The following is a 24,744-nucleotide window of genomic DNA, read 5'->3' as shown; positions in this document are numbered from 1 at the left end:
GGTTGCTGCACCGCCGGCAGCGGTCAGCGCACCTTCAGCCGCACGGTGAACGTGGCCCCGAACGCCTGATCGGTTCGCGCGGTGATCCGGGTTCCGCCTGGGGCGGGTTCGACGTGCACGCCCTCATCGGCCTCGATCACCTCGGGAGCCCGCCCACCGCGCAACGTCAACGGGATCTGCGACCGGCCCATCGTCGGATCGGAGACGGCAATGTCGACCTCACCCCCCCGCTCGCGCATCAGCACGCATGCCGGCCCCTCCACGCTGAGCATCCGGGCCCTGTGGGTGCCGGCGGAGAAACTGTTCATCGCGGTGATGCCCGAGGCCGGGTGGCGCACGGTCTGGACGCGCTCGTCATTGGCCATCACGTGCACGCCCCCATCGCGGTAGGCATCCGCCACCGCTGCGTCCCCACCGGGAACGATGACATAGGCCAACTGCGGACGCCCATGGCTGACCGAGACGGTGAAGACCTGCCGGCTCACCACGGTGTCGGGGTTGCCGGCACGCACCGAGCGCAGGCTCTGCTCCACCTGCTCGTTGCGGACCTCCACCGGGTCGCCGTCCAGGAGCGCATAGGCCACTGCGACCCCCGTGCTCTGGTTCGCCCACCGCAACCAGGCCAGATCGGCACGGTCCTGCCCCGTCCACGGACTGCCGCCAGGATCCGCGCCGGTGATCTCGACCTGGTCCTGGGGGCCGGCCACCCGGGCATCCAGCGTGGTCGTCACCGGCCCGCGCTCGACGGGATCGGTGATCCCGGCCGCCAGCACCACCACGGCGTCGTCGAATCCGAACCAGGACTTCACCCCGCGCACCCCCGCGTAGGCGACGAAGTCCTCCGGCAGCAGCCCGGCCTGCTTGTCGCGGTAGGCCACGTCGTCGGACAACACGAGGGCGGCACTTCCGAACCCGTCCAGGGTGACGCCCCCGGAGTGGTCGGTAGTGCCCACCGGGAAGTAGACGTAGGTGTTCTGGGACTCCGAGGAGGAGGTGAACTCCAGCGGGTGGGAGGGGTTCTCGTACCAGAACTGTCCGTACAGCTCCGGGATGGTGGCGCGCTCCTCATCGGGTGCGCTGACGCCGGGCAACCGGTAGGCAGAGACGGTGGCCAGGAACCGGGCGCCGTAGGCCTCCTCCTGGTCCTGCCCGGAAAGGTACAGGTGGAAGGCACCGTCACCGGAGAACCAGGGCATCAGGTTCTCCCCGTTCATGTACTCGTACTTGCTGATCCGCTCCGAACTGCGCGAGACCGTGAACGCGAACCCCGGCCGGCGGTGGACCATCCGTTCCATCGCGTTGTAGGCCACGCTCGAGGCTTCCGGGTTCAGATCGGCCGCCCGGACGTCGTCATCGGCCATGATCTGCGCGTGGCGGACCACCGAGACCGGGGAGACCCACGAGGTGGCGTCCGGCGGATTGGCCGCCGCGGTGGCCAGGTGCTTGACATAACCGGCCAGCCGTTCTGCGCGCTCGGGTGAGGTGCGGTCGATCAGATCCACCACCGCCTCGGCCACCGATCCCACATCGGCATAGCCGGAGTTCGTCCGCGACACAGCCCGGCCCTTCACGGCCTCCATCATCCAGCCCTCGAAGATCAGCGGGGCGAACCCGTCGGCGACCCAGTCGAAGACCACATCGGCCAAGTCTGTGGAATCCGAGCCGGCATCGGCCCCGTCCAAGATCTTGATGGTCTGCATCACCCGGGTCAGCAGGATGCGGCCGTAGGAGCCGGTGTAGGCCACCGTGTGGTGCTGGATGAAGGAGCCGTCGGCGTAGTAGCCGTCGGTGACCCCGTGCCGCAGGTCGTAGGGGTCGATGGTGGCATAGGCGGTGGCCTGGTCGGAGATGGCCTTGGAGATCCGCCCGGAGTCGCCGGTGAGCGCGCCCTGCAGGATCCGGTTGGTGGTGATGTCGGCCAGGTTGGCACCGGTATGGAAGCGTGAGTCCAGATCCACATCGCCGTCGGAGCCGTTGCGCAGGTAGTCATCCATGACCGCGACGTAGTCGTCCACCCGCTCCGGATCGGCCTCCTCGGCCAGCAGCACCAGCGTGCGGGTCAGGTGCGTGGGGATCCCGATCTCCCAGGCGTACCAGTTGCCGTAGTATCCGGAACCGGTGTCGGCGAGGAAGTCGGTGTGCACTCGGTGCACTTCGGTGAGCACGCGCTGACGTACCTCGATGTCCCCGACCAGATCCGATTCCACACCGGGTGTACAGGTAGCCAGGGCGATCTGGTACAACCGCTGCAACGTGGTGGACAGGTTGGCCTCGTTCTCACCGAGCGGCACCCCGGCGAAGACCTCATCCGGCCCGGCCGCGTCAAGTTGGCTCAGCCGGGTCCGGGCGGTGTCGTGGATGCGCTGCAACGACCCGGCGGCCGCCGGGTGGGCGTTCACCTCAGCGGTGCCGGCGACCATCGCCACGGTGTTGGCCAGGATTCGCTCGTGATCGGTCACCGCGTCGGCCCGGGCCTGCAGCCGGGGTCTCAGGGCAGCGACGGCCAGGCCCGCTGGAGCCAGGGCGAGCAGGTGACGGCGGGACATATGCACCATGGGTGAGCCTTTCGTGTTCGTCCTCGAACGCACCCGCCACCCAACCAGAAGGCACGGCAAATGGCAATGCCTTACCGCTTCACCGAACCCAGGGTAATCCCGCTTCCGGACCGGTCACCCGGATCGCACCCGCCCTACGTCGCCGCGGCCACCAGTCCCAGTTCGGTATCCCCGGCCAGTAGATCGTGCGAGGGCACGATCCGCACGGTGTAGCCGAACGATCCGGACTGATCCATGGTGAAGGTGCGGGAGAACCGGTGCCGGCCCTGCTCGTATGCCTCCGCGTGGTGCAGATCCGCCGTCGAGAAGTCCACGAGTTCGTCGTTGTCGGAGACGCTGCCGTGCACCACCTGCACGCGCACATCCGCCGGGTCCAGTTCGCCGAGCGAGACGAACGCGTTCGCGGTGATCCGCTGGCCCACCTGGGCGGACTCCCCCGCCCCCTCGGATTCCACATGATCCACCCGGACGCCGTCCCAGGCCGCGCGCAGCCGCTGCTTCCACTGCGCGAAGGCGACCGCGCCGGAGTGCCCCGGACCATCCATCGCCCGGGCCGCCACCGCGGTGGGGGTGTACAGGTCGGTCACGTACTCGCGTAGCATCCGGGTGGCCTGCACCTTCGGGCCCAGCGTGGCCAGGGTGTGGCGGACCATCTCCAGCCACCGCTCGGGCACGCCGTCGGTCCGGTCGTAGAACCGGGGCACCACAGTGTTCTCCAGCAGGTCGTACAACGCCGCGGCCTCGAGATCATCGCGCCGGTCGGGGTCCTCGACGCCGTCCGCGGTCGGGATCGCCCAGCCATTGCGCCCGTCGTACATCTCGTCCCACCACCCGTCCAGGATGGACAGGTTCAAGGACCCGTTCAGGGCCGCCTTCATCCCTGAGGTCCCACACGCCTCCAGCGGGCGCAGCGGGTTGTTCAGCCACACGTCGGTGCCCGGGTAGAGGGTCTGGGCCATCTCGATGTCGTAGTTGGGCAAGAACACGATCCGGTGGCGAACCTCGGCGCCGTCAGCGAACTGCACCAGACGCTGGATCAGGCTGACGCCCTGCTCATCGGCCGGGTGGGACTTTCCGGCCACCACGATCTGCACGGGGCGTTCGGGGTCGGTCAGCAGCGCCCTGAGCCGGTCGGTGTCGCGCAACATCAGCGTCAGCCGCTTATACGTGGGGACCCGCCGCGCGAACCCGATGGTCAGCACGTCCGGGTCCAGCACGCCCTCGACCCACCCCAACTCGGCCGGCGAGGCCCCCCGCGCCCGCCACGATGCGTGCACCCGTTGGCGCGCATCGACGACCAGGCGTTCGCGCAGCCGGCGGCGCAGTTGCCACAGGGTCGCGTTGTCCATCTGCTCGCTCAACCAACCTGAGCCGTCGGCGATCTGCTCGGGTGTGAAGTACTCCGCCTGCGCCGCAGCGAACAGCGGGTCGGTCCAGGTGGGGCCGTGCACCCCGTTGGTCACCGAGGTGATCGGCACCTCGTGGCGGGCGAAACCCGGCCACAATGCGGAGAACATCCCCCGCGAGACGCTGCCGTGCAGCCGGGCCACGCCGTTGGCGTACTTCGCCATCCGCAGGCCCATCACCGCCATGTTGAACACGGTCGGGTCACCCTCGTGGTAGTCCTCCCGCCCCAGGGCCAGCACATCCTCGACGTCGATACCCTCGATGGCGTTGCCGCCACCGAAGTAGGTGGCGATCAGGTCGGCGCCGAACCGGTCGATCCCGGCCGGGACCGGGGTGTGCGTGGTGAACAGGGTGCCGGCCCGCACCGCCTCCACCGCCGCGTCCCAGGGCAGGTTCTCACTGGCCACGAGTTCCCGCACGCGCTCCACGCCCAGGAACCCGGCGTGCCCCTCGTTGCAGTGGTACACCTCCGGAGTCGGGGCGCCGGAGAGCCTGGTGAAGGCGCGCACCGCCTTCACCCCGCCCATGCCCAGCAGCAACTCCTGCTGGAGCCGGTGCTCGCTGGTGCCGCCGTAGAGCCGGTCGGTGACGCCGCGGGCATACTCGTCGTTATCGGGAACCTGGGAATCCAGCAGCAGCAACGGCACGCGGCCCACGTCCGCCCGCCACACCTGTGCGTGCAGGGTGCGCCCACCCGGCAGCGGCAGGCTGATGCGCACCGGGGCGCCGTCACCCTCGCGCAGCAGCGTCAGCGGCAGGTTGTCCGGATCCAGCAGCGGGTAGGTCTCGTGCTGCCAACCGTCTCGAGTCAGGGACTGGCGAAAGTAGCCGGAATCGTACAGCAGCCCGACGCCGATGATCGGCGCACCCAGGTCGGAGGCACTCTTGAGGTGGTCACCTGCGAGAATCCCCAGGCCACCGGAGTACTGCGGCAGGGCTGCGGCGATGCCGAACTCGGCGGAGAAGTAGGCCACCGCCGCGGGCAGCGCGTCCTCACCGGCCTCCGCTCGGCGCGCAGCCTCGCTCTGGTACCAGCGAGGCTGGTCTAGGTACTCGTGCAGTTCCTGGACCTGCTTCCGGACGCGGGCCACGAAGGCCTCATCGGTGGCGAGGTCGGCCAGGCGTTCGGTAGGGGTACCCGCGAGCAGACGCACCGGTTCGCCCCGGACCTCCCGCCACCGCTGCGGGTCGATGCTCTCGAACAGCGCGCGGGTCGGCTCATGCCAGGACCAGCGCAGGTTGCGGGCCAGGTCGTCCAGACCCGCAATCGGCTCGGGCAACACGTTGCGGACGGTGAATCGGCGAATGGCTCTCACGCTCGCGAGCATAAGTCACGACCAGCACGCCGCACGAATACCGGCGCTGTGGGCTGCCCGAACCAACACCCGAGTCCGCACCTACCACGGATCGGCGGATGCCGATCGGTGCCGATCCGTCCCCTCGACCTGCCGCACCCGGGCCCTTCTGGGTAGGTTCGGACTGTGACGTACCCGCAACCAGTGCCCCAGAGCCCCATCGGGCGGATCCCCGTCCTCGACGTGACCCCCAGCGCCCAGGGCGGACGCTGGCCCACGAAGGCGGTCGTGGGCGAAGCGGTGCCGATCCGGGCCACCGTGTTCCGGGAGGGTCATGACGCGGTCGCGGCCACCGCGGTGCTGATCGCGCCCGATGGCACCGAGCACACCCGCACCCCGATGGTCGACGTCTCTCCCGGCAACGACCTGTTCGAAGCCACCGTGGTGCCCACCAGCACCGGCATCTGGACCTTCCGGGTGGAAGGCTGGTCCGACCCCTACGGCACCTGGCACCACGACGCCACGATCAAGGTGCACGCCGGGGTCGACACCGAACTGATGCTCGAGGAGGGTGCCCGCGTCCTGGAGCGCGCACTGGCCGAGGTCCGAAGGACCGAGCCCCACCGACACCTGCTCGTCGATGCCGTCACCGCGCTGCGCGACACCTCCCGTCCCGCCTCCGTGCGCCTGGCCGCGGGCACCGCGCCCGAAGTGGTGGACCTGCTCAGCGCCGCCCCGCTACGGGACTATGTGTCGCCGTCGGCCACCTACACCCTGGCGGTGGACCGGCCGCTGGCGCTGGCCGGAGCCTGGTACGAGTTCTTCCCGCGCTCCGAGGGTGCCCGCCTCGACCCCGACACCGGGCACTGGATCACGGGCACCCTGCGCACCGCGGCGGAACGGCTGCCGGCGATCGCGCAGATGGGTTTCGACGTGGTCTACCTGACCCCGATCCACCCGATCGGGACCACGAATCGCAAGGGTCGCAACAACACCCTGAACGCCCGGCCCGAGGACCCCGGCTCGCCGTACGCGATCGGGTCGCCCGACGGCGGCCATGACGCGATCCACCCCGACCTGGGTGATTTCGATGACTTCGACGCCTTCGTCGCCCGCGCCCGGGATCTGGGCATGGAGGTCGCCCTGGATGTCGCTCTGCAGGCCTCCCCGGACCATCCCTGGGTCACCGAGCATCCCGAGTGGTTCACCACCCGCGCCGACGGCTCGATCGCCTATGCGGAGAACCCGCCGAAGAAGTACCAGGACATCTACCCGCTGAACTTCGACAACGACTACCCCGGGATCTACGCCGCGGTACGGGGCGTGCTGCAGACATGGATCGATCACGGTGTCACGGCGTTCCGGGTGGACAACCCGCACACCAAACCGGTCCGGTTCTGGGAGGAGATCCTCGCCGACGTCCGCGCGGACCACCCCGAGGTCATCTTCCTCTCCGAGGCGTTCACCAAGCCGGCGATGATGCACGCCCTGGGCATGGTGGGGTTCCACCAGTCCTACACCTACTTCACCTGGCGCCACTCCAAGGCAGAACTCGCCGAGTACTTCACCGAGATGGCGCACGAGTCCGCGCACCTGATGCGGCCCAGTTTCTGGCCCACCACCCATGACATCCTCACCCCCTACATGCAGCAGGGCGGGCAGGCGGCGTTCGCGATCCGGGCGGTGCTGGCCGCCACCGGCTCGCCCACCTGGGGCGTCTACTCCGGCTACGAACTGGTGGAGCACATCGCCCGTCCCGGCGCCCAGGAGCAGATCGACAACGAGAAGTACGAGTTCAAACCCAGGGACTGGGAGGCCGCGCGGACCGAGTACGGCATCACCGACCTGATCACCCGGCTGAACCAGATCCGTCGTCGTCATCCGGCGTTGCAACAACTACGCAACCTGACCGTGCACCCCACCACCGACGGCGCCACGTTCTGCTTCTCCAAACGCCTGCGCGCCGAACACGCCCCGGACGGGCGCGAGGACGTGGTGATCGTGGTGGTCAACACCGACCCCTACACATCCCGCAGCGCCCACCTGGACCTGGACATGCAGGCCCTGGGCCTGGCCGCCGATGCCACCTTCACCGCCCACGACGAACTCACCGGCGAGAGTTACCCGTGGAACGCGCGCCCGTGGGTGCACCTGGACCCGTTCGGACGGTGCGCCCACGTCCTGGAGGTGCAGACCGGATGAAGCGCCCGGCCCGCACCTTCGCCCTGCCCGGACCGGACCCCGGGGGGTCGGGCCTGAGCGAGGACCCGCACTGGTACACCACCGCGGTGTTCTACGAGGTGCTGCTGCGCGCCTTCTCCGACTCCGACGGGTCCGGGGCCGGTGACTTGCGCGGATTGATCGACAACCTGGACTACCTGGCCTGGCTGGGCATCGACTGCCTGTGGCTGCCCCCGTTCTACCCCTCGCCGCTGCGCGACGGGGGTTACGATGTGGCCGACTACACCGCGGTGGCCTCCGAGTACGGCACCATCGATGACTTCACAGAACTGATGCAGGCCGCCCACTCCCGTGGCATCCGGGTGATCATCGACCTGGTGATGAACCACACCTCCGACGCCCACCCGTGGTTCCAATCCTCCCGATCCAACCCCGACGGGCCCTACGGGGACTTCTACGTCTGGCGCGACGATGACACCGAGTACTCCGATGCACGGATCATCTTCGTGGATACCGAGACCTCGAACTGGACCTTCGATCCGGTGCGCCGACAGTACTTCTGGCACCGGTTCTTCTCCCACCAGCCGGACCTGAACTTCGAGAATCCGCGGGTTCGCGACGCCATGATGGACGTGGTCCGGTTCTGGTTGCGCAAGGGCGTGGACGGGTTCCGTCTGGACGCGGTGCCCTACCTGTTCGAGGAGGAGGGCACCAACAGCGAGAACCTGCCCGCCACCCATGAGTTCCTGGCCGACGTCCGGGCGATGGTCGATGCGGAGTTCCCCGGCCGGTTGATGCTGGCCGAGGCGAACCAGTGGCCCCGGGACGTGGTGGCCTACTTCGGCACCCCGGAGCGGCCGGAGTGCCACATGTGCTTCCACTTCCCGGTGATGCCCCGGATCTACTACGCGCTGCGGGAGCAGAGCGCCGGAGCGATCGCGGAGATCCTGGCCGATACCCCGGACATCCCCGCCGGGGCCCAGTGGGGCACGTTCCTGCGCAACCACGACGAGTTGACCCTGGAGATGGTCTCCACCGAGGAACGTGCGGCGATGTACGGCTGGTACGCCGAGGACCCGCGGATGCGCGCGAACGTGGGGATCCGCCGCCGGCTGGCGCCGTTGCTGGAGAACTCCCGCGCCGAGATCGAACTTGCCCACGCACTGCTGTTGTCCCTGCCCGGCTCGCCGTGCCTGTACTACGGCGATGAGATCGGGATGGGCGACAACATCTGGTTGCCGGACCGGGACTCGGTGCGCACCCCGATGCAGTGGAACCCGGACCGCAACGCCGGATTCTCCACCGCCGACCCGGGTAAGCTCTACCTGCCCACGGTGCAGTCGCTGACCAACCACTTCTCCTCGGCGAACGTGGAAGCGCAACTGGCGATCCCGACCTCGCTGTTGCACTGGGTGCGAGGCATCCTGCAGGTGCGCCGGGCCCACCCGGTGTTCGGCAACGGGGACTACATCCCGCTCACCTGCGACAACGACGCAGTGCTGGCGTTCCTGCGGCGCAATGACAACGAGACCGTCCTGTGCGTGATGAACCTGGCCAACACACCGCGCTCGGCCACGGTGGAACTGCCCGGTCTGGGTGGGGCGGGCCTGCAGGATGTCTTCGGCGGGACCGCGTTCCCGCCGGTGGCCGTGGCCGGTTCGCCGAGCCGATCCGCCGACGACGGCGAGACCGCCGACCGCGACGAGGCCGCGGTGGGCGGGGCTGCCGTGGGCGGACCAGCAGTGGGCCCCGGCAGTGCGGACGACGGCGACGGCGCCCCGAGCAGCGAACGCGCCGCTGCGGACGCGCGCAGCCAGGGCGCCACGGGCGTGGGCGGCGAGGACGTGCATGGTGAAGGCGTGCGTGGCGAGGGCGTGGCAGGTGCGGCTGCCGATGCAGCGGCGCGCGCCGACGACACCGGCGTGCGGCACCACACCCCGGACTATGCCCGGCACGACGGGGATACTCAGCCGGCACCCCCGGTGACTCATACCCCCATCACCCCCACGCCGTCGGGCCCCGACGGCCGGGCCACATTCACGTTGGGTAGCCGGGACTTCTTCTGGCTGCAGGTTCGGGAGCGCCCGTGAGCACCGACCAGGACCCACCGAAGGCACCTCCCGCCCTGAGCCCGGCCTTCGGGGACTTCCTGCCCGAGTGGTTGATGCGCCAGCGCTGGTACGCCGGCAAGGGACGCACCCCGGTGCTCTCCCGCGTGGGCGGACTGCGGTGGCAGGACCCCGAGGGTGAGGTGGGGATCGACACCCATTTGATCCTGGACTCCGCCGGGGACGAACCGGTGCTGTACCACGTGCCGCTCACCTACCGCGGGGAACCACTGCCGGAGCGGGTGGCCGGTCGGCGGGCGCTGGTGGCCACCGTCGAGCACTCCGAACTGGGGAAGCGCTGGATCTACGACGCCTGTTATGACCCGGTGTACGTGCAGGTGTTGCTCGACTCCCTCACCGGTGCCGGCGCGTTACCGGATCTGCAGATCCGCGCCGAGCCGGCACCGCCGGACGCCCAGCGCTCCGATCCGCCTCCGGTGCGGTCCGAGCCGGCGCCCGGTGCCGGACGCGTCACGGTGCGCTCCTGTCGCGTGCTGCGCGGGGAGCAGTCCAATACCTCGATCGTGGTGAACGCCGAGGACGGGGCCGGTCGGGGCAGCGATCGGGCCCACTCTGCCGAGGATCGGGGGCGCGCCCGGGTGCACGCAGCCGGCGTTGCCGAGCACGCTGACCCCGAGCACCCCGAGCACCCCGAGCAGGTGATCATTAAGGTGTTCCGCGTGCTGCGGCCCGGCGCCAACCCCGAGGTGCAGGTGCAGTCGGCGCTGGCGGCCGGTGGCAGCAGGCTCGTCCCGGCCCCGGTCGGGGCGCTCTGGGCGTCCTGGCTCCCGGAATCCGGTGGACACCTGGCCTTCGCAAGTGAATTCCTTCCCGGCGGGAGCGATGGCTGGACGCTGGCGCTAGAGTCCGCCGCCGGAGAGCGCCCTTCCACCGGATCGACCGGCTCGGAAGGGCCGAACGGCTCCACCGGCGGCTCTGGATCCACTCGCTCCGCCGTGGCGACGGACGGTACCGGCAGCGGCACTACTAGCACCGGCACCGGCACTACTAGCACTGGCACTGGCACTGGCACTGGCACTGGCACTGGCACTGGCACTGGCACTGGCACCGGCACTACTAGCACTAGTGACTTCACCGCCGAGGCCTTCGCACTGGGCGAGGTAACCGCCCACCTGCACCAGCAGTTGCGCTCGGTGTTCGGGTCCGCTGGGACGGCGGAATACGCCCGGGACGGCGATGGGGCGCATGCTGACCGGATCGAACTTGCTGATCAGGTCGAACAGGCCGAACAAGCCCGGGCCCATCTGGTCGTCGACGTGCGCTCCCGCTTCGCCACCGCCGCGGCCGAAGTCCCCGACATCGCCGGGTACGCCGGCGCGCTCGAGCAGATGATCGCCGACGCCCTCGCCGAACCCGGCTGGCCACCGGTGCAGCGCGTGCACGGCGACTACCACCTGGGCCAGTTGCTGCACACTCCCGACCGTGGCTGGGTGGTGCTGGACTTCGAGGGCGAACCGCTGCGCCCGATCGCCGAACGCACCGCTCCGTCCTTCGCACTGCGTGACGTAGCCGGGATGCTCCGCTCGTTCGACTACGCCGCCGGCTCGGTAGCCGCTGGCGCCCCGCCGCCCGGCGAGGCCCCGCCGCCGGCCGGACTCGCGCCGTCGGGCATCCCATCGCCGTCGACCCTCCGGTCGGACTGGGCGCGCGGTACCCGGGCGGCATTCCTGGACGGCTATGCCCGCGCCGCCGGCGCCGAAGCGATGAACCATCCCGCGCTGCTGCGTCTGCTCGAGATCGACAAGGCCTGCTACGAGGCCACCTACGAAGCCCGCAACCGTCCCGACTGGGTGCACATCCCCGTGTCCGCCATCCGGTCTCTCTTCGAGGAGCACACCGTGACAACCCCGGATCCGCACACCCCGCCCGCCTCGTCCCCACCCACAGAACCTGAGCCGGTCCGCGTGGACGCCGCCACCCTGGGCGCCGTCGCCCGTGGTGAGCACCACTCCCCCCACGACGTGCTCGGCGCCCACGTCACCGATGAGGTGGTCACCTTCCGCACCCTGCGCCGGTTCGCCGAGCAGGTCCGGATCGTCACCGACACCCAGTACCTCGAGGCCAGCCACGAACAGGACGGCATCTGGGTGGCCACCATGCCCGGTGCCCACGTTCCCGACTACCGGGTGGAGGTCACCTACGACGGGAGGCCCTCCGTCGTCGATGATCCCTACCGGTTCTGGCCCACCCTCGGGGAGGTGGACCTGCACCTCATCGGTGAGGGACGCCACGAGCGGCTCTGGCAGGTGCTCGGTGCACACGTGCGCACCTTCCCCTCCGAGCTCGGGACGGTCCGTGGAACCTCGTTCGCGGTCTGGGCGCCGAACGCACAGACCGTGCGCGTGGTGGGCGACTTCAACAACTGGGACGGGACCGCCCACGCGATGCGCGTCCTGGGCGGCACCGGGGTCTGGGAGTTGTTCATTCCCGGCGTCGGGGTCAACAACACCTACAAGTTCGAGATCCGCGGGTCCGACGGCACCTGGAAGGCCAAGGCCGACCCGATGGCCCGGGCCACCGAGCACCCCCCGGCCACCGGGTCGGTGGTGACCGATTCCCACTATGTCTGGGGCGACGGGGACTGGATGTCCGAACGCGCGCATCAGGACCCCCACACCGGTCCGTTCAGCGCCTACGAGGTGCACCTGGGTTCCTGGCGGCCCGGACTGGGCTACCGGGAACTGGCCGAGGAACTGGTGGAGTACGTCGCCTGGATGGGCTTCACGCACGTGGAGTTCATGCCGGTGGCCGAACATCCCTTCGGGGGATCGTGGGGCTATCAGGTCACCTCCTACTACGCCCCATCCTCCCGGTTCGGCAGCCCGGATGAGTTCCGCTACCTGGTCGATGCGCTGCACCGGGCCGGCATCGGGGTGATCGTGGACTGGGTCCCGGCGCACTTCCCCAAGGATGACTTCGCCCTGGCCCGCTTCGACGGCACGGCGTTGTACGAGGACCCCGACCCGATGCGCGGGGAGCAGATGGACTGGGGCACCTACGTGTTCAACTTCGGGCGCAACGAGGTCCGCAACTTCCTCGTCGCCAACGTCCTGTACTGGCTACGTGAGTTCCACATCGACGGGCTGCGGGTGGACGCGGTCGCCTCGATGCTGTACCTGGACTACTCGCGCAAACCGGGCCAGTGGCGCCCGAACGTGCGCGGCGGACGGGAGAACCTGGAGGCGATCCAGTTCCTGCAGGAGGCCAACGCGACGGCGTACCGCACCTGCCCGGGGATCATGATGATCGCCGAGGAGTCCACCGCCTGGCCCGGGGTGACCTCCCCCACCGAGGCGGGCGGGCTCGGATTCGGGCTGAAATGGAACATGGGCTGGATGAACGACACGCTGCGCTATCTGGCCGAGGAGCCCGTCAACCGGCGCTACCACCACGGGGAGTTGACGTTCTCCCTCGTCTACGCCTTCTCGGAGCAGTTCGTGCTGCCGCTCAGTCATGACGAGGTGGTGCATGGGAAGGGGTCGCTGCTGCGCAAGATGCCCGGTGACCGATGGCAGCAACTGGCCGGGGTGCGGGCGTTGCTGGCCTACCAGTGGTCGCACCCGGGCAAGAAGTTGCTGTTCATGGGCTCGGAGTTCGCCCAGGAGGCCGAGTGGTCGGAGTCGGCGTCGCTGGACTGGGCCCAGGGCGACTCGCCGGAGCACTCCGGGGTGCGCTTGGCGGTGAAGCGACTGAACGAGGTCTACCGCGAGCATCGCGCGTTGTGGGCCGAGGACTTCAGCCACGTCGGCTTCGAGTGGCTGGAGGCCAACGACGGCGACCACAACGTGCTGGCGTATCTGCGCAAGAGCAGCGCGGCAGAGCCCGGCCGAGTGGGGGACGCCTCCGGTGGAGCGGGGAACACCTCTGACCGGGCGGGGACCGACCCCGATGGAGCAGGGAACGATTCCGACGGGGCCGGCAACGCCCCGGACAGGGCGAGGGCCGACTCCGACATGGCGGGCATCGACTCCGACGTGGTCGCGGTCATGGTGAACTTCGCGGGCACCCCGCATGAGAACTACCGAGTGGGCCTGCCGCACGGCGGGGCCTGGGACGAGATCTTCAACTCCGACGCCACCGAGTACGGCGGGTCCGGCGTGGGCAACCTCGGGCAGGTGCGGGCCGAGGAGGTGCCCTGGCGAGGTCAGCGGTACTCGGTCGCCCTGCGGGTACCTCCGCTGGGGGCGGTGTTCCTGGCGCCCGCGAGGGACTGACCCAGGCAGATCACCGCTCTATTCCTCGAACGCGCGTGCGGAGAATGTCAGTGGTCGGCGATACCGTGGTTCCATGTCCAGCACCGCTGCTCAGGACCCGGGGGTACGCACTCCGGGCGATGACCCTTGGAGCGAGCGGAGAAGGGCAGCCCGGGCGCTGACGGGAACGCATCCGCACCGGCGGATCTTCAAGCGCCTGAAGTCGTACCTGAGCGGTGGGACCACCGATGCCGGCGTGCTGACCGAGATGGTGGCGTGCTGCCGTCGACTGCGCTCGAACCTGGATGGCATCGAGGCGGAGATCCTGCAGCGTCTCCAGGACGCCCATCCCGGCACCGGGACAGCCGAGGAACTCGCCGCCCGGCTGCGGATCACCACCGCCGCAGCCGACCGGATGCTGAACCGGGCAGCAGCCCTGGATGACTATCCGGAAGTGCACTTCGCCCTCCTCGGCGGAGAGATCGACCTACCGAAGGCCGAGGTGTTCATCGACGCCACCAGGACGTTGCCCGATGCCCAGGCGCGCGCGATCCACCGAACCCTGTTGCCGGAGGCTCCGGACCTGACCTCCGGGCAGTTGCGCCACCGTCTGCGCGCGGCCGTCCTCGCGGTGGATGCCGACCTTGCGCAGGAGCGGCATGAAGAAGCCGCCGCGCAGCGCCATATCAGCGTCACCCCGGCCGACGACGGCATGGCGTATCTGACCTTTTACCTGCCGGCAACCGAAGCCGTCGCGGCCATGACGACGTTGGACTGCCTCGCGGTCAAGGCCCATCCGGACGACGAGCGTCCGGTCGGGGCGCGCCGCGTGGACGCCTTCACCGATTTGATCAACCAGACCATGACCAGCGGTCGGACCCCGGAGGGTCGGCCGGTGCCGACCCAGCACCGCAAGCGCCCGCACCTGGTCCTCACCATCGCCCAGTCCACTCTCGACGGCGACGACGACTCACCGGGTTACCTCGCCGGCTACGGCCCTCTCTCGGCTGAGGTTGTTCGGCACCTGGCCGCGGAGAGGATGCCCTCCCAGGCGGTCGCGGGCACCAACACGGCGCATTCGAAAGCCGTGGGCTCCTACGCGGCGCACGCGGACGTCGCAACCGCCGGGAGCCGAGCCGAGAGAACCGGTGCCACCGCGGCCCAGACCGAGGTTGCGGAAAGGGGCGAGGAAGCAGCCCAGGGCAAGGAATCGAGACCGGTCGCGGAACCCGCCGTCACCGCCGCCCAAGCCGAGGAAATCCACGCCGCGGGCCCCCGGGCCCAGGGAACCGACATCACAACCGCCCGGGCGGGACGCGTCATGACCCGGATGATCCGCACTGACGCCCTCACCGGTACGCTGCTCCCGCCGAACGTGGCACCGGTCGCCCTCGTGAGCCCGACTCCGCAGGGATGCTTGCTCGATCACACACCGATCGCCTCGACCTGCGAACGACTCCAAGACCGTCTACGAACCGGATCAGAGACGCCGGCGATGCAGGCAGGCCCGAAAGACATGGGGCGCGGCAGGGCCGGCGCCGTCGTCGTCCTGGCGGCGCTGGGGATCCTGGCCAGTGACACTTATCAACCGGGAGCGGCCCTGCGGGAGTACATCCTCACCCGGGACGCGACCTGCCGGTTCCCCACCTGTCGCCAGCCGGCCCGGCGCTGCCAGTTGGACCACATCGTCGCTTTCGACCCCACCCGGCCGGCTTGGACCCAGACGCACCTGGGCAATCTGCACCTGCTGTGCGCCCGGCACCATCAGCTCAAGACCGCCGGAGTCTGGTCGGTTCGCCGTGATCACCACACCGGAGACACGCACTGGACCTCACCACTGGGTTACCACCACACCAAGCCTGCCGAGGTCGTCGATCCTGCTCATCACACCGACAGACTGGTCCGCGCGCTGATAACCATCCGGGCCGAGCACGCCGAGGATCCCGGATGGCTCAACCGGGCCGCGCCGGTCAATCCCGGAATCGTCAGCGACGCCGAACTCGACGAACTCACCGGTCGCGATCCCCCGCCATTGGACCGCCATGGTGTCCAGGATTTCCCGAGCACGACCGGACCTCCGCCGTTCTAACGGGCTAGAGCGCGGGTGGGTGTGGTGTAGGTGACGCCGTCCCGCTCAGTACAGCGCGACAGCCAGTTCGCGCCGGGCCTTGAGCAGTTCCGGCGAGCCCTCGGGCACGATGAGGAAGAGTTCGAGAAGTCGCTTGCGTGCGCGCTCCCGATCGTCGCCGGCCGTCACCCGCACCAGCGAGATCAGACGGGAGAAGGCCTGCTCGATCTGTCCACTGGCTGCCTCGACGTCGGCGGCGGCAAGGTGAGCCTCGACGTCGTCCGAGGCGGCCTGGGCCACCGTAGTGAGCACGCTCTGGATATCCAGACCGGAGAGCCGCCGGCCCAGGTCCACCTGGGCCAGACCGGCCTTCGCCTCGGCATCGGCCGGGTTCTCCCTCAACCCTTGCTCGAACGCCTCGGCAGCGGCGTCCAGGTCGTCATTCTCAATCGCGTCGTAGGCGGCCTGGATGTGCGGCGGCAACGGCTCCTCGGCGGCCTCCTCACCGTCCTCATCCTCAGCCGGTTCCTCGACGCCCTCGACCTTGCCGGTCACCCCGTTCTCGGCCGCGACCCGGAGCACCTCATCGATCACCGCGCGGATCTGCTCGAGGGGCTGCGGTCCCTGGAACAGCGGCAAGGGCTGGCCCTTGATCACCGCGCAGACCGCCGGGGCGCCCTGCACCTGGAAGGCCTGGGCGATCTGTGGATAGGCGTCCACGTCCGCACGGGCCAGCAGGAACCGTCCGCCGTACTCACCGGCCAGGGTCTGCAAGGTCGCGCTCAACTCTCCCGAGGCGGGCGAGCGGGGCGAGCGCAGGTCGATGATCACCGGCACCTCGACCGAACGCTGCACGACCTCCTGGAAGGACTGCAGCGTCACGTCGACCACCGCACCGCCGCCCGAGGACGGCGCCTCGCCGCCGGGCGGCGACGGGGGTGCGGACAGGCTCGAGAGGTCCACGGCGCCGCGCAGGTTGATGGACGGTTGACTCATCGCACTCTTCCTCGCTGGTTCACGAATCTCACTCCTCGGAGACATCCGCGAGGACACGCTCCACACCGAGCACGGTGATCTGGGCGTCCTCCTGCTCCGTCGGCACGTACAGCGCCACCATCACATGATAGGTCCCGCGCAGGCTTTCGTTCACTTCGCCGTCGTTCTCCGACAGCGCCGCCAACTGTCCGCCTACCTCGACCTCGCCGTCGTCCTCGGTCTTGGTGAAGGTGTGCCGGGTGCGCATCGCCCCGATCACCACCACCCCGCCGTCGGCGGTCAGCATCGCGACCGTGTCGTCCTCACGCACCGCAGTAGCATGCGCGAACTCACCGGCCGCGTCCACGTTCTCCGACAGGGTCTGCGCCTCCTGCTCGACGAGTTCGCGGAAGGGCTCCTCGGCGAAGTCATCGGCGAACTCACTGTCCTCACCCTCGGTGAGCACGTCGGCGTAGTTCTCCAGCGCTTGTTGGGGGCTGGTCAGGAAACTCTCATCTGCTGGATCAACGGGGGTACTCCCGACCTCGGCCACGTCGGTCTGCGGGGTCGTCACGCCGGGCAGCAGTCGCACCCACGAGAACATCCGGTACGGCTCCTGCGGAGTCTCCTGGCGCAGACCGATCAGCAGTGGGCTGTTGGCCTCATCAGGGATCTCGGTGATCACGAAGACTGCTCTGGGCCACTCCTCGGTGGCCGCCACGATCGAGACCGCGCTGGACGTGGTCAACGGCTGCAGGCCGGTCTCGTCATCGCTATCGGCGGTGGCGCTGCGCAACCGGTACTCGGCTGTGCGCACCGCCAGCGCCGGATCCTCCATCCGCTCAGCGAGGATCTCGCCGTCGGAATCTTCATCGGCGGCGTTGATGTGCTCCTCGATATCGGCCAGCACGCGCTCCAACCGCGGCACATCCAGTACCGGCTGGGCCTCGGTCTCCTCGGGGTCGGGCGACACCTCGGGAATCTCCGGTGTGCAGGCGACCAGCAGTATCGCCAGTGCCGCACCGACAAGTGCCGCCACACGGTTCCGACGGATCATCGGTTGTCCTCCTGCTGGATACCCCAGGTCTTTCGCCACCGCGCCCCCGAACTATGCGGGTCCTCGGTGTCCAACGGCTCCGGTTCGCCTTCAGGCAGTTCCTCGGGCGTCTCGGGCTCGCGGGCGTGGTGCTCCTTCCGGCCCCACAACTTCTGCCACCGCACCGGAGGCCGTTCCTCGTCGGACTCCACCCTGGTTCCAGGCTCGTCCCCGGCTTCGGGCTCGCCCGCTGCGGCCTCGTACTCGGCCTGCTCCGGTGTGGCCGCGCTCGGGGACAGGCCACTCCCGGGGGCAGATTCAGTTCCGGCGGGTGTGGCGCCGGGTGCGGCGGCCGGGTAGGTGCGAATCGGGTCCGCCTGCGTGCCACTTCGGCCGCTGCTGACCCAATCCGACAGTTCCGTGGCGGAGTGCTCGGCGCCCGCGTCGGCGTCGGCTTCGGGCCGGCCATCCAGGCGGTCGGCCCCGTCCGCGCCGGCAGCACCCTCGCCGTCGGCCTTCTGCTTCGCCGGACCGGACCCGAACCTCCACCACGCGCGCTTCGCGCTGGCACGCTCGGCCTCCTGCCGGGCACGCTCACGCTCGCGCAGTTCCCGCCGGGTCAGGGGCTCTCCGTCGGCGCCGAGCACGCTGGTGGGCAGCTCGCCGGTATCGGTCGGCGGTTCCTCGGCGTCATCCCGCTCCGCAGCACCCGCCCCGGCGCTGGGCCAGCCAAGCCGTTCGGCGTAACTGAGTTCGTCATCGGTGGTCGGCTCACGGTGGCGACCCTCGCGGCGCGCCGGGACCTGGGCGTCAATCACCTCGCTCTCGGCGCGGGCCCGGCGGGCTCGTGCGGTCTCCCGATCCATCAGCAGGAACAGGATCAGGGCGATCAACCCGGCCAGCACCAGCACGCCGCCGACGATCAGGCCCGGAACCAGCAGCGGAGTCTCCACCTCGCGGTCCCACGTCAGTTCCACCTGCGGAGCGGGTTCGGTTCCGTCGGTGGCGGCGAGCAGCACCCAGCGCCCGGGCACCACGGTCCACTCATACGTCAACTCGCCGGTACCGGTGACCTCTTCGATCCACAGGTCCGAGCCGGCCGGGTCCGGCAGGATCGGTTCCTCGGCGGCCTCCTCGTCCTCGGTGGCCTCCTCGTCCTCGGTGGCCTCCTCCTCGGTGGCCTCCTCGTCCTCGGTGGCCTCCTCCTCGTCGGGTTCGGGCTCGACCGCCTCCACCTCGCGGACCGCCAGTTGCTCCCACGTGGTCAGGCCGGTGATCTCCACATAGGGCGCCCCGTCGATCCAGGCGTGCACGTCCGACTCGCGGCCCATCGCCAGCACCACCGGGGTGGCGTCCGTGGCCCCGACCACCCGCACCTCGACGGTGTCGTCCACCATGTCCAGCACGCCCGGAGCGGTCACGACCACCGGCTCCTGCGGGGCCGCCGGCATGGTTGCGGTGACGCGGTCGTCAGGACGCCAGAAGGTCGCCGAACCCACCGCCCCGACCAGGGCGGCGATTCCGATCACGATGATCGCGATCGCGATGATGCGTCGAAGCACGAGCGAGGAGTCCTCCAGGTTGCGCGCGACGCCGGACCGACTCCGGCGCCAGTCAACAATACGTGACCAAACCGTGATCTAGCACCATCCTGTGCCCCGCAACACAACCCGACACTTCACGCACACACGGCCTGCACACCGCTCCGGGGGCCCGGTGCTCCACGTGCTCGGTTCCGCCGGCTCCCCTTGGGCGCCCCGATCCAGACGGACTACGCTGTGGTTTGCTCATCCCTAGCGAAGGAGGCCACGTGGCCGAGGCCGGTTCGAACTTCCCTGTCGTCATGCGTGGATACGACCGCGCCCAGGTCGATCACCACATCCAGTCGCTGCAACGCCAGTTGGACGATGTGCGCGAACAGGTGGAGGCGCTGGACACGGCGAACATGCAGATCTCCGGCGAACTCTCCGAGGCGCAGGCGCAGTTGCGTGAGGCCGAGAAGCCCTCCTACTCCGGCCTGGGCTCCCGGGTCGAGCAGTTGTTCCGCTCCGCCGAGGAGCAGTCTGCGGACCTGCTCACCCAATCGGACGCCCAAGCCAAGGACATCGTGGCCCGCGCGCACGCCAACGCCGAGCACCTGACCGAACAGGCAGAGAGCGAGGCTGCCGAACTACTCGCCAGCGCCCGCCGGGATGCGGCCACCGAGCGGCAGTCCGCCCAGGCCCAGGCCGAGGGCACCATCACTTCCGCCCAGAGCCGCGCCGAGGAACTGGTCTCCTCCGCCGAGCGCGAGGCGGCCCGGATCACCAGTGAGACCAACGCCGAACTGAGCGAGAAGCGGGCCAGCCTGGACCGTGAACTGGGCACGCTGCGCGCCACCACGGAGAACGAGACCACCCAGGTGCGGGTGAACAGTGAGCGCGCCGCCCGCGAACTCAAGGCTGCCAGTGAGGCCGAGGCCGAGGAGTTGCGCGCCCAGGCTCGTGCCGAGGCCGAGGCACTGCGCGAGGATGCGATCCGGGAGGCCGATGCCGTCCGCGCCACCGCCCAGACCGAGGCCAGCGAGATCCTGCGTGCCGCCAACGCCGAGGCCGAGGCAACCCGCCGGTCCGTCGCGGAGTTGCAGGAGGAGGCGGCCCTGGAGATCGCCGCCCGTCGCCAGGCCGCCGAGGAGGCAGACGCCGCGAACCATGAGCAGGCCCGGGCCGAGACCGAGAACATGATCGCCCAGGCGCAGAGGCACGCCGCGGATGCCGAGGCCCGGGTCGCCGAGGCACTGGAGCAGGCCGAGAACGTCCGCGCATCGGCCGAGGAGCAGTCCGCTCAGATCATCGCCGATGCCCAGGCCAGTGCCGACCGGATCACCACCGAGGCGCGCGAGAACGCCGACCGGCTGCGTACCGACACTCGCGCCGAGACCGACCGCGAGCGCCGCAGCGCCCAGCGCCACCTCGATGAGCTCGAGGATCAGCGTCGGACCATCACCGGCTACCTCGATGAGTTGCGGGGGCTGTTGGGGTCGGGACAACTCAACCAGGCGGCGGAACTGGCCGACCAGGGCTCGGCGCCGGAGCAGATCTCGGGCTCCAGTGCCGAGACCGGTTCCGATCCGGATGTGGGTGCGGACGGGGACGTGGGAACAGCCACGAGTACGGGCGGGGACGCCGAGGCCGACGCCGATGCCGAACCCGTGACCGATGATGCCCAGCCCACCGAGGTGATGGCCGCCGTGGGTGCCGAACCGGGCCCCGTGGATGATCCAGCCGGCCCCGAGGCTCAGGCCGAGGCGATGGCCGATGCCGTCGCGGACGAGCAGGAAGTGGCCGAGGAGCAGGTTGAGGCCGAGGATGAGACCGTGGTCATCGAACCCATCGGCGTAGCCGAGGACGACGAGCCGCAGCGCTGAGCACCGAGCCGCCTGAGGCCTCCGATACTCCCGTAGGCCGCCTCAGCGCACCATCCGCACCAGGGGGAGACCGCCGAACTCCTGCGCCCGCCGGACCTGCCCGTCGGTGACGAAGTCGTGGCGGGCGTAGAACGACCGGGCCCGGGCATTGTCACGAGCCACCCAGAGGAAGCACGGCGCCTCACCCACTGCGCAGACGAGCAGGTCGTCGGCCACGCCGGTGCCGTAGTGCTCCTCCAGGACGTACAGACCGATGAGTTCCAGCGGCCGCACCTGGCCCGGGCCGGCGGCCTCGGCCCAGGAGAAGCCCACCACCTGCCCGGCCCGCTCGGCTACCCAGTAGGCCGCGTGGCCCGGGTCGGCCAGTCTGCGGGCCCACTGCTCGGCCGCGTTGGCGGCGTGGGCCTGCACCACCTCGGCCGCAAGCAGGTCCGCGAACGCCTGCTGCCACGTTCTGATGTGCACCTGCGCCAGGATCTCGGCGTCCCCCGGTCCTGCCGATCGGATAGCCGCGCGCTGTCTACCCTGTCTCACGATGAGGCAGACTACGCCATGTGCACGACTCCGACTGGGCCACTCGACGCACCGAATCCGCCCGCATCCATGCCGAACGCCTTCAGGCGCGCAAGGACGCCGAGCACGAACGTGCTGAGGCGCTGCTACGGGAGTTCGTCTCCGCGGCCACCCGTGCCGACCTCGCGCCGCAGCCCTTGCGCGTGCGTGGGTACGGCGGCTCGTCGTCGGCACGGACCCCGCTGACCGGCTGGTACCTGCGAAGCGACGCCAGTGCGGGGGTGAGTACCGAGGCGGACTTCTACGTCCTGACCGCGCCGTTGAGCCTGCTGGACCGACTCCGTGGGGTGCGACCTGAGCCGGCCCGGCCACCGTTGGTGCTCGGCGCCGGCGGTAAGGACGGTGAGTCCCTCGACCTGACCGAGGCCCTGGAGCGGCTGCTGCCGGGCTGGCGCACACAGGACTGACCTCAAATGCTGCGTTGGTACAACTGGGCGAGCGCTTCGGCCACGGCCGCCGGCTCCTCCACCGCGCTCAGGTGCCCGGCCCCCTCGACCACCACCGGTTCGGTTCCCAGGGCTTGCGCCATCGCCTCATGCGCCTCCGCGCCTGCCAGGGCGTCCTCGGAGCCGTACAGCACCAGGGCGGGGACCTGGAGGGTCTGCAACACCGCGAGCCGGTCCGGGCGCGTGGCCATCGCCCGCTGCGCGCCCGCGATTCCCTCCGGGGGCGCTTGGGCAAGCCAGTGCCGGACCTGCTCCACCACATCAGACCTCTTTGCGCGCGAGGTCGGCCCGAGCAGGCCCTCGATCATCCCCGCGACCGCCTGCGCCCCGTCCGGGCCGAGGGCACGGTTCGCCACGGACAGTCGTCCGGTGCGTGCCTCCACGGTGTCCTCCCCGGCCTTGGTGTCCAGCAGCCCCACTCCGGCGAGCAGGTCGGCGTGCCGCTGGGCCAACGCCATCAGGACGTATCCACCCATCGACAGACCCGCCACCACGGCCCGGGTCACCCCGGCATCCCGCAGCGACCCGACGACGGCATCGGCAAAGGACTCCAACGTCGCGCCGTCGGGCTCGGCCGCCTCCCGCGCCGCACCGAACCCGGGCAGGTCCACCGCCAGGACCGGGATCTGCGGGAGTTCGGCGATCACCTCGGCCCACATCTGGGAGTCCAACGGGAATCCGTGCAGCAGCACCAGTGGTAGGCCGCCGGCACCGGTCGACGGACCGTGATGATGGACGACGGCGACCATGGTGTCCCCTTCGACTGACACTGACTCCACTGCGCACTCACCGTCCAGACTAGAGCATTGCCCATCACGGCGGCATCTGCCCAACCGTGCCCCTGCCGCTGCCGGCGCCGGTCCTGTTCCGCCGCGGGCTGCGCCCGGGTGACAGGGCCGCCGGAGCCTGGTTTGCTGTGACTCATCGCGAGGCCAGGCCAGCACCGGAGGGGTAATCCACGATGGGTGATGACATCTCCACTTCTACCTTCAGCCGCGAGCAGCGCCTGCGCTATCGGGAGAAGGTTCGACGCTGCCTGGACGTCTTCGCCCGGATGCTGGCGGAGGACGCCTTCCACACCGAAGTCCGGCTGACCGGACTGGAGATCGAACTGAACCTCGTGGATTCCTCCCTGCGGCCGGCGATGGCCAACGCCGAGGTGCTCCAGTCGATTGCCGACCCAGCCTTCCAGACCGAACTCGCGCGCTACAACATCGAGTTGAACGTGCCGCCCCAACCTCTACCCGGTGACGCCGTGATCGACTTGGAGGAGCAGTTGCGCACCTCCATGAACGAGGCCGAGGCCAAAGCCGCCAAGCACGACGCCTCGATCGTGATGATCGGGGTGCTGCCCACCCTGCGCACCGAGGACCTGACCGGCAACTGGATGAGTGCGAACGAGCGGTACCGGGCCCTGGAGGAGGCGATCTTCTCCTCCCGGCGCGAGGACATCGAACTCGACATCAGCGGGGTCGAGCACCTGCGCATGCTCACCCCGACGATCGCCCCGGAGTCGGCCTGCACCTCGGTGCAGTTGCACCTGCAGGTCACTCCCGACGCTTTCGCGCCCACCTGGAACGCCGCCCAACTCCTGGCCGGGCCGCAACTCGCCCTGGGCGCCAACTCGCCGTTCCTGTTCGGCAAGCACCTGTGGGCCGAGACCCGCACCGAACTGTTCCTCCAGGCCACCGACACCCGCTCGCCCGAGTTGCGCAACCAGGGGGTCCGCCCGGTGGTCTACTTCGGGGACCGCTGGATCACCTCGATCTTCGACCTGTTCGAGGAGAACGTGCGTTACTACCCCGCCCTGCTGCCCGAGACCACCGAGGAGGACCCCGAGGCGGAACTCGCCGCGGGCCGGGCGCCGAAGTTGCAGGAACTGCGCCTGCACAACGGCACCGTGTACCGCTGGAACCGTCCGATCTATGACGTGGTCGAGGGGCGCCCGCACCTGCGGGTGGAGAACCGTGTCCTGCCGGCCGGGCCGACGGTGGTGGACGTGCTGGCCAATGCCGCGTTCTACTACGGCGCGGTGGAGATGCTGGCCGTTGACGACCGGCCGGCCTGGACCAAGATGTCCTTCGAGGCGGCCCGTTCGAACTTCGCTGAGGGCGCCCGGACCGGCGTGGACGCCAGGTTCTATTGGCCCGGCTTCGGCGAGGTGCCGTGGGACGAACTGATGTTGCGCCACCTCCTGCCATTGGCTGCCGAGGGGCTGACCCGACGGCGGGTCTCGGCGCGGGTGGTGGACCGGTACCTGGGCATCGTGGAGGAGCGCTGCAAACTGCGCCGCAACGGGGCCTGGTGGCAGGCCGAAGCCGTCCGCCGACTGGAGTCTTCGGGGATGGACCGCGATGAGGCCCTGGTACGGATGCTCGGTCTCTACACCGAGGGCATGCACAGCAATGCGCCGGTGCACACCTGGGACCTACCGTGACCTGGCTTCCTTGACCGGGACTCTCGAACCGACCTGCCCGCCG

The 24,744-nt window shown here is 69.6% G+C and carries 14 protein-coding genes; 7 read left to right on the top strand and 7 right to left on the bottom strand.

Going from position 1 to position 24,744, the window contains the following annotated elements; all coding sequences use genetic code 11:
• Positions 1 to 23 precede the first annotated feature (23 nt).
• Positions 24 to 2,555, bottom strand: coding sequence for a polysaccharide lyase family 8 super-sandwich domain-containing protein (locus tag ACO0LU_RS04015; protein WP_424790120.1), 2,532 nt, complete (start codon positions 2,553 to 2,555; stop codon positions 24 to 26).
• Positions 2,556 to 2,689: 134 nt separating this feature from the next.
• Positions 2,690 to 5,278: an alpha-glucan family phosphorylase gene (gene glgP, locus ACO0LU_RS04010; RefSeq protein WP_424790119.1), complete on the bottom strand. Its 2,589-nt coding sequence runs from the start codon at positions 5,276 to 5,278 to the stop codon at positions 2,690 to 2,692.
• Between the two features lie 165 nt (positions 5,279 to 5,443).
• On the opposite strand from glgP, the gene ACO0LU_RS04005 reads away from it, so the two are divergent.
• The 4 genes from ACO0LU_RS04005 (at position 5,444) to ACO0LU_RS03990 (ending at position 15,849) form a co-directional block, all read left to right on the top strand.
• A complete protein-coding gene (locus ACO0LU_RS04005) occupies positions 5,444 to 7,459 on the top strand; it encodes an alpha-1,4-glucan--maltose-1-phosphate maltosyltransferase (protein WP_424790118.1) in 2,016 nt (671 codons plus the stop codon).
• The gene (treS, locus tag ACO0LU_RS04000) at positions 7,456 to 9,528 is read left to right on the top strand and encodes a maltose alpha-D-glucosyltransferase (RefSeq protein ID WP_424790117.1); all 2,073 of its coding nucleotides are present in this window, start codon (positions 7,456 to 7,458) and stop codon (positions 9,526 to 9,528) included. The genes ACO0LU_RS04005 and treS overlap by 4 nt, the downstream gene beginning before the upstream one ends.
• On the top strand, positions 9,525 to 13,781 hold the full coding sequence (gene glgB / locus ACO0LU_RS03995) for a 1,4-alpha-glucan branching protein GlgB (RefSeq protein WP_424790116.1): 4,257 nt from the start codon (positions 9,525 to 9,527) through the stop codon (positions 13,779 to 13,781). Before treS ends, glgB begins: the two co-directional genes overlap by 4 nt.
• Positions 13,782 to 13,854: 73 nt before the next feature.
• Positions 13,855 to 15,849 carry a DUF222 domain-containing protein gene (locus ACO0LU_RS03990; protein ID WP_424790115.1) on the top strand — a complete coding sequence of 665 codons (1,995 nt, stop codon included), beginning with the start codon at positions 13,855 to 13,857 and terminating at the stop codon, positions 15,847 to 15,849.
• A 45-nt stretch (positions 15,850 to 15,894) separates the two neighbouring features.
• Here ACO0LU_RS03990 and ACO0LU_RS03985 read toward each other — a convergent pair whose 3' ends face one another.
• From ACO0LU_RS03985 to ACO0LU_RS03975, 3 genes are read right to left on the bottom strand one after another with little or no spacing between them, the layout of a single operon-like run.
• Positions 15,895 to 16,824 (bottom strand): co-chaperone YbbN, encoded by a 930-nt coding sequence (locus tag ACO0LU_RS03985; protein WP_424790114.1) that lies wholly within the window; start codon positions 16,822 to 16,824, stop codon positions 15,895 to 15,897.
• Positions 16,825 to 16,852: 28 nt separating this feature from the next.
• Complete coding sequence (locus ACO0LU_RS03980) at positions 16,853 to 17,860, bottom strand: hypothetical protein (protein WP_424790113.1); 1,008 nt, start codon at positions 17,858 to 17,860, stop codon at positions 16,853 to 16,855.
• Positions 17,857 to 19,401, bottom strand: a complete 1,545-nt coding sequence (locus ACO0LU_RS03975) for a hypothetical protein (RefSeq protein WP_424790112.1) — start codon at positions 19,399 to 19,401, stop codon at positions 17,857 to 17,859. Before ACO0LU_RS03975 ends, ACO0LU_RS03980 begins: the two co-directional genes overlap by 4 nt.
• A 248-nt stretch (positions 19,402 to 19,649) precedes the next feature.
• Here ACO0LU_RS03975 and ACO0LU_RS03970 point away from each other — a divergent pair, with 248 nt between their 5' ends.
• Positions 19,650 to 21,245, top strand: coding sequence for a DivIVA domain-containing protein (locus ACO0LU_RS03970; RefSeq protein WP_424790111.1), 1,596 nt, complete (start codon positions 19,650 to 19,652; stop codon positions 21,243 to 21,245).
• Positions 21,246 to 21,287: 42 nt separating this feature from the next.
• Here ACO0LU_RS03970 and ACO0LU_RS03965 read toward each other — a convergent pair whose 3' ends face one another.
• A complete protein-coding gene (locus ACO0LU_RS03965) occupies positions 21,288 to 21,779 on the bottom strand; it encodes an N-acetyltransferase family protein (protein WP_424790110.1) in 492 nt (163 codons plus the stop codon).
• Positions 21,780 to 21,799: 20 nt separating this feature from the next.
• Here ACO0LU_RS03965 and ACO0LU_RS03960 point away from each other — a divergent pair, with 20 nt between their 5' ends.
• Positions 21,800 to 22,225: a hypothetical protein gene (locus ACO0LU_RS03960; protein WP_424790109.1), complete on the top strand. Its 426-nt coding sequence runs from the start codon at positions 21,800 to 21,802 to the stop codon at positions 22,223 to 22,225.
• A 2-nt stretch (positions 22,226 to 22,227) separates the two neighbouring features.
• Here the strand turns inward: ACO0LU_RS03960 and ACO0LU_RS03955 are convergent, their stop codons facing one another.
• Complete coding sequence (locus ACO0LU_RS03955) at positions 22,228 to 23,013, bottom strand: alpha/beta fold hydrolase (RefSeq protein ID WP_424790108.1); 786 nt, start codon at positions 23,011 to 23,013, stop codon at positions 22,228 to 22,230.
• Between the two features lie 212 nt (positions 23,014 to 23,225).
• Between ACO0LU_RS03955 and ACO0LU_RS03950 the strand changes: the two genes are divergently transcribed.
• Positions 23,226 to 24,701: a glutamate-cysteine ligase family protein gene (locus ACO0LU_RS03950; RefSeq protein ID WP_424790107.1), complete on the top strand. Its 1,476-nt coding sequence runs from the start codon at positions 23,226 to 23,228 to the stop codon at positions 24,699 to 24,701.
• The last annotated feature ends 43 nt before the right edge of the window (positions 24,702 to 24,744 follow it).

The sequence above is a fragment of the Pseudactinotalea sp. Z1748 genome, assembly GCF_049725185.1.
Classification (GTDB): domain Bacteria; phylum Actinomycetota; class Actinomycetes; order Actinomycetales; family Beutenbergiaceae; genus CALKWS01.
This window is presented reverse-complemented; position numbering and strand designations above follow the sequence as displayed.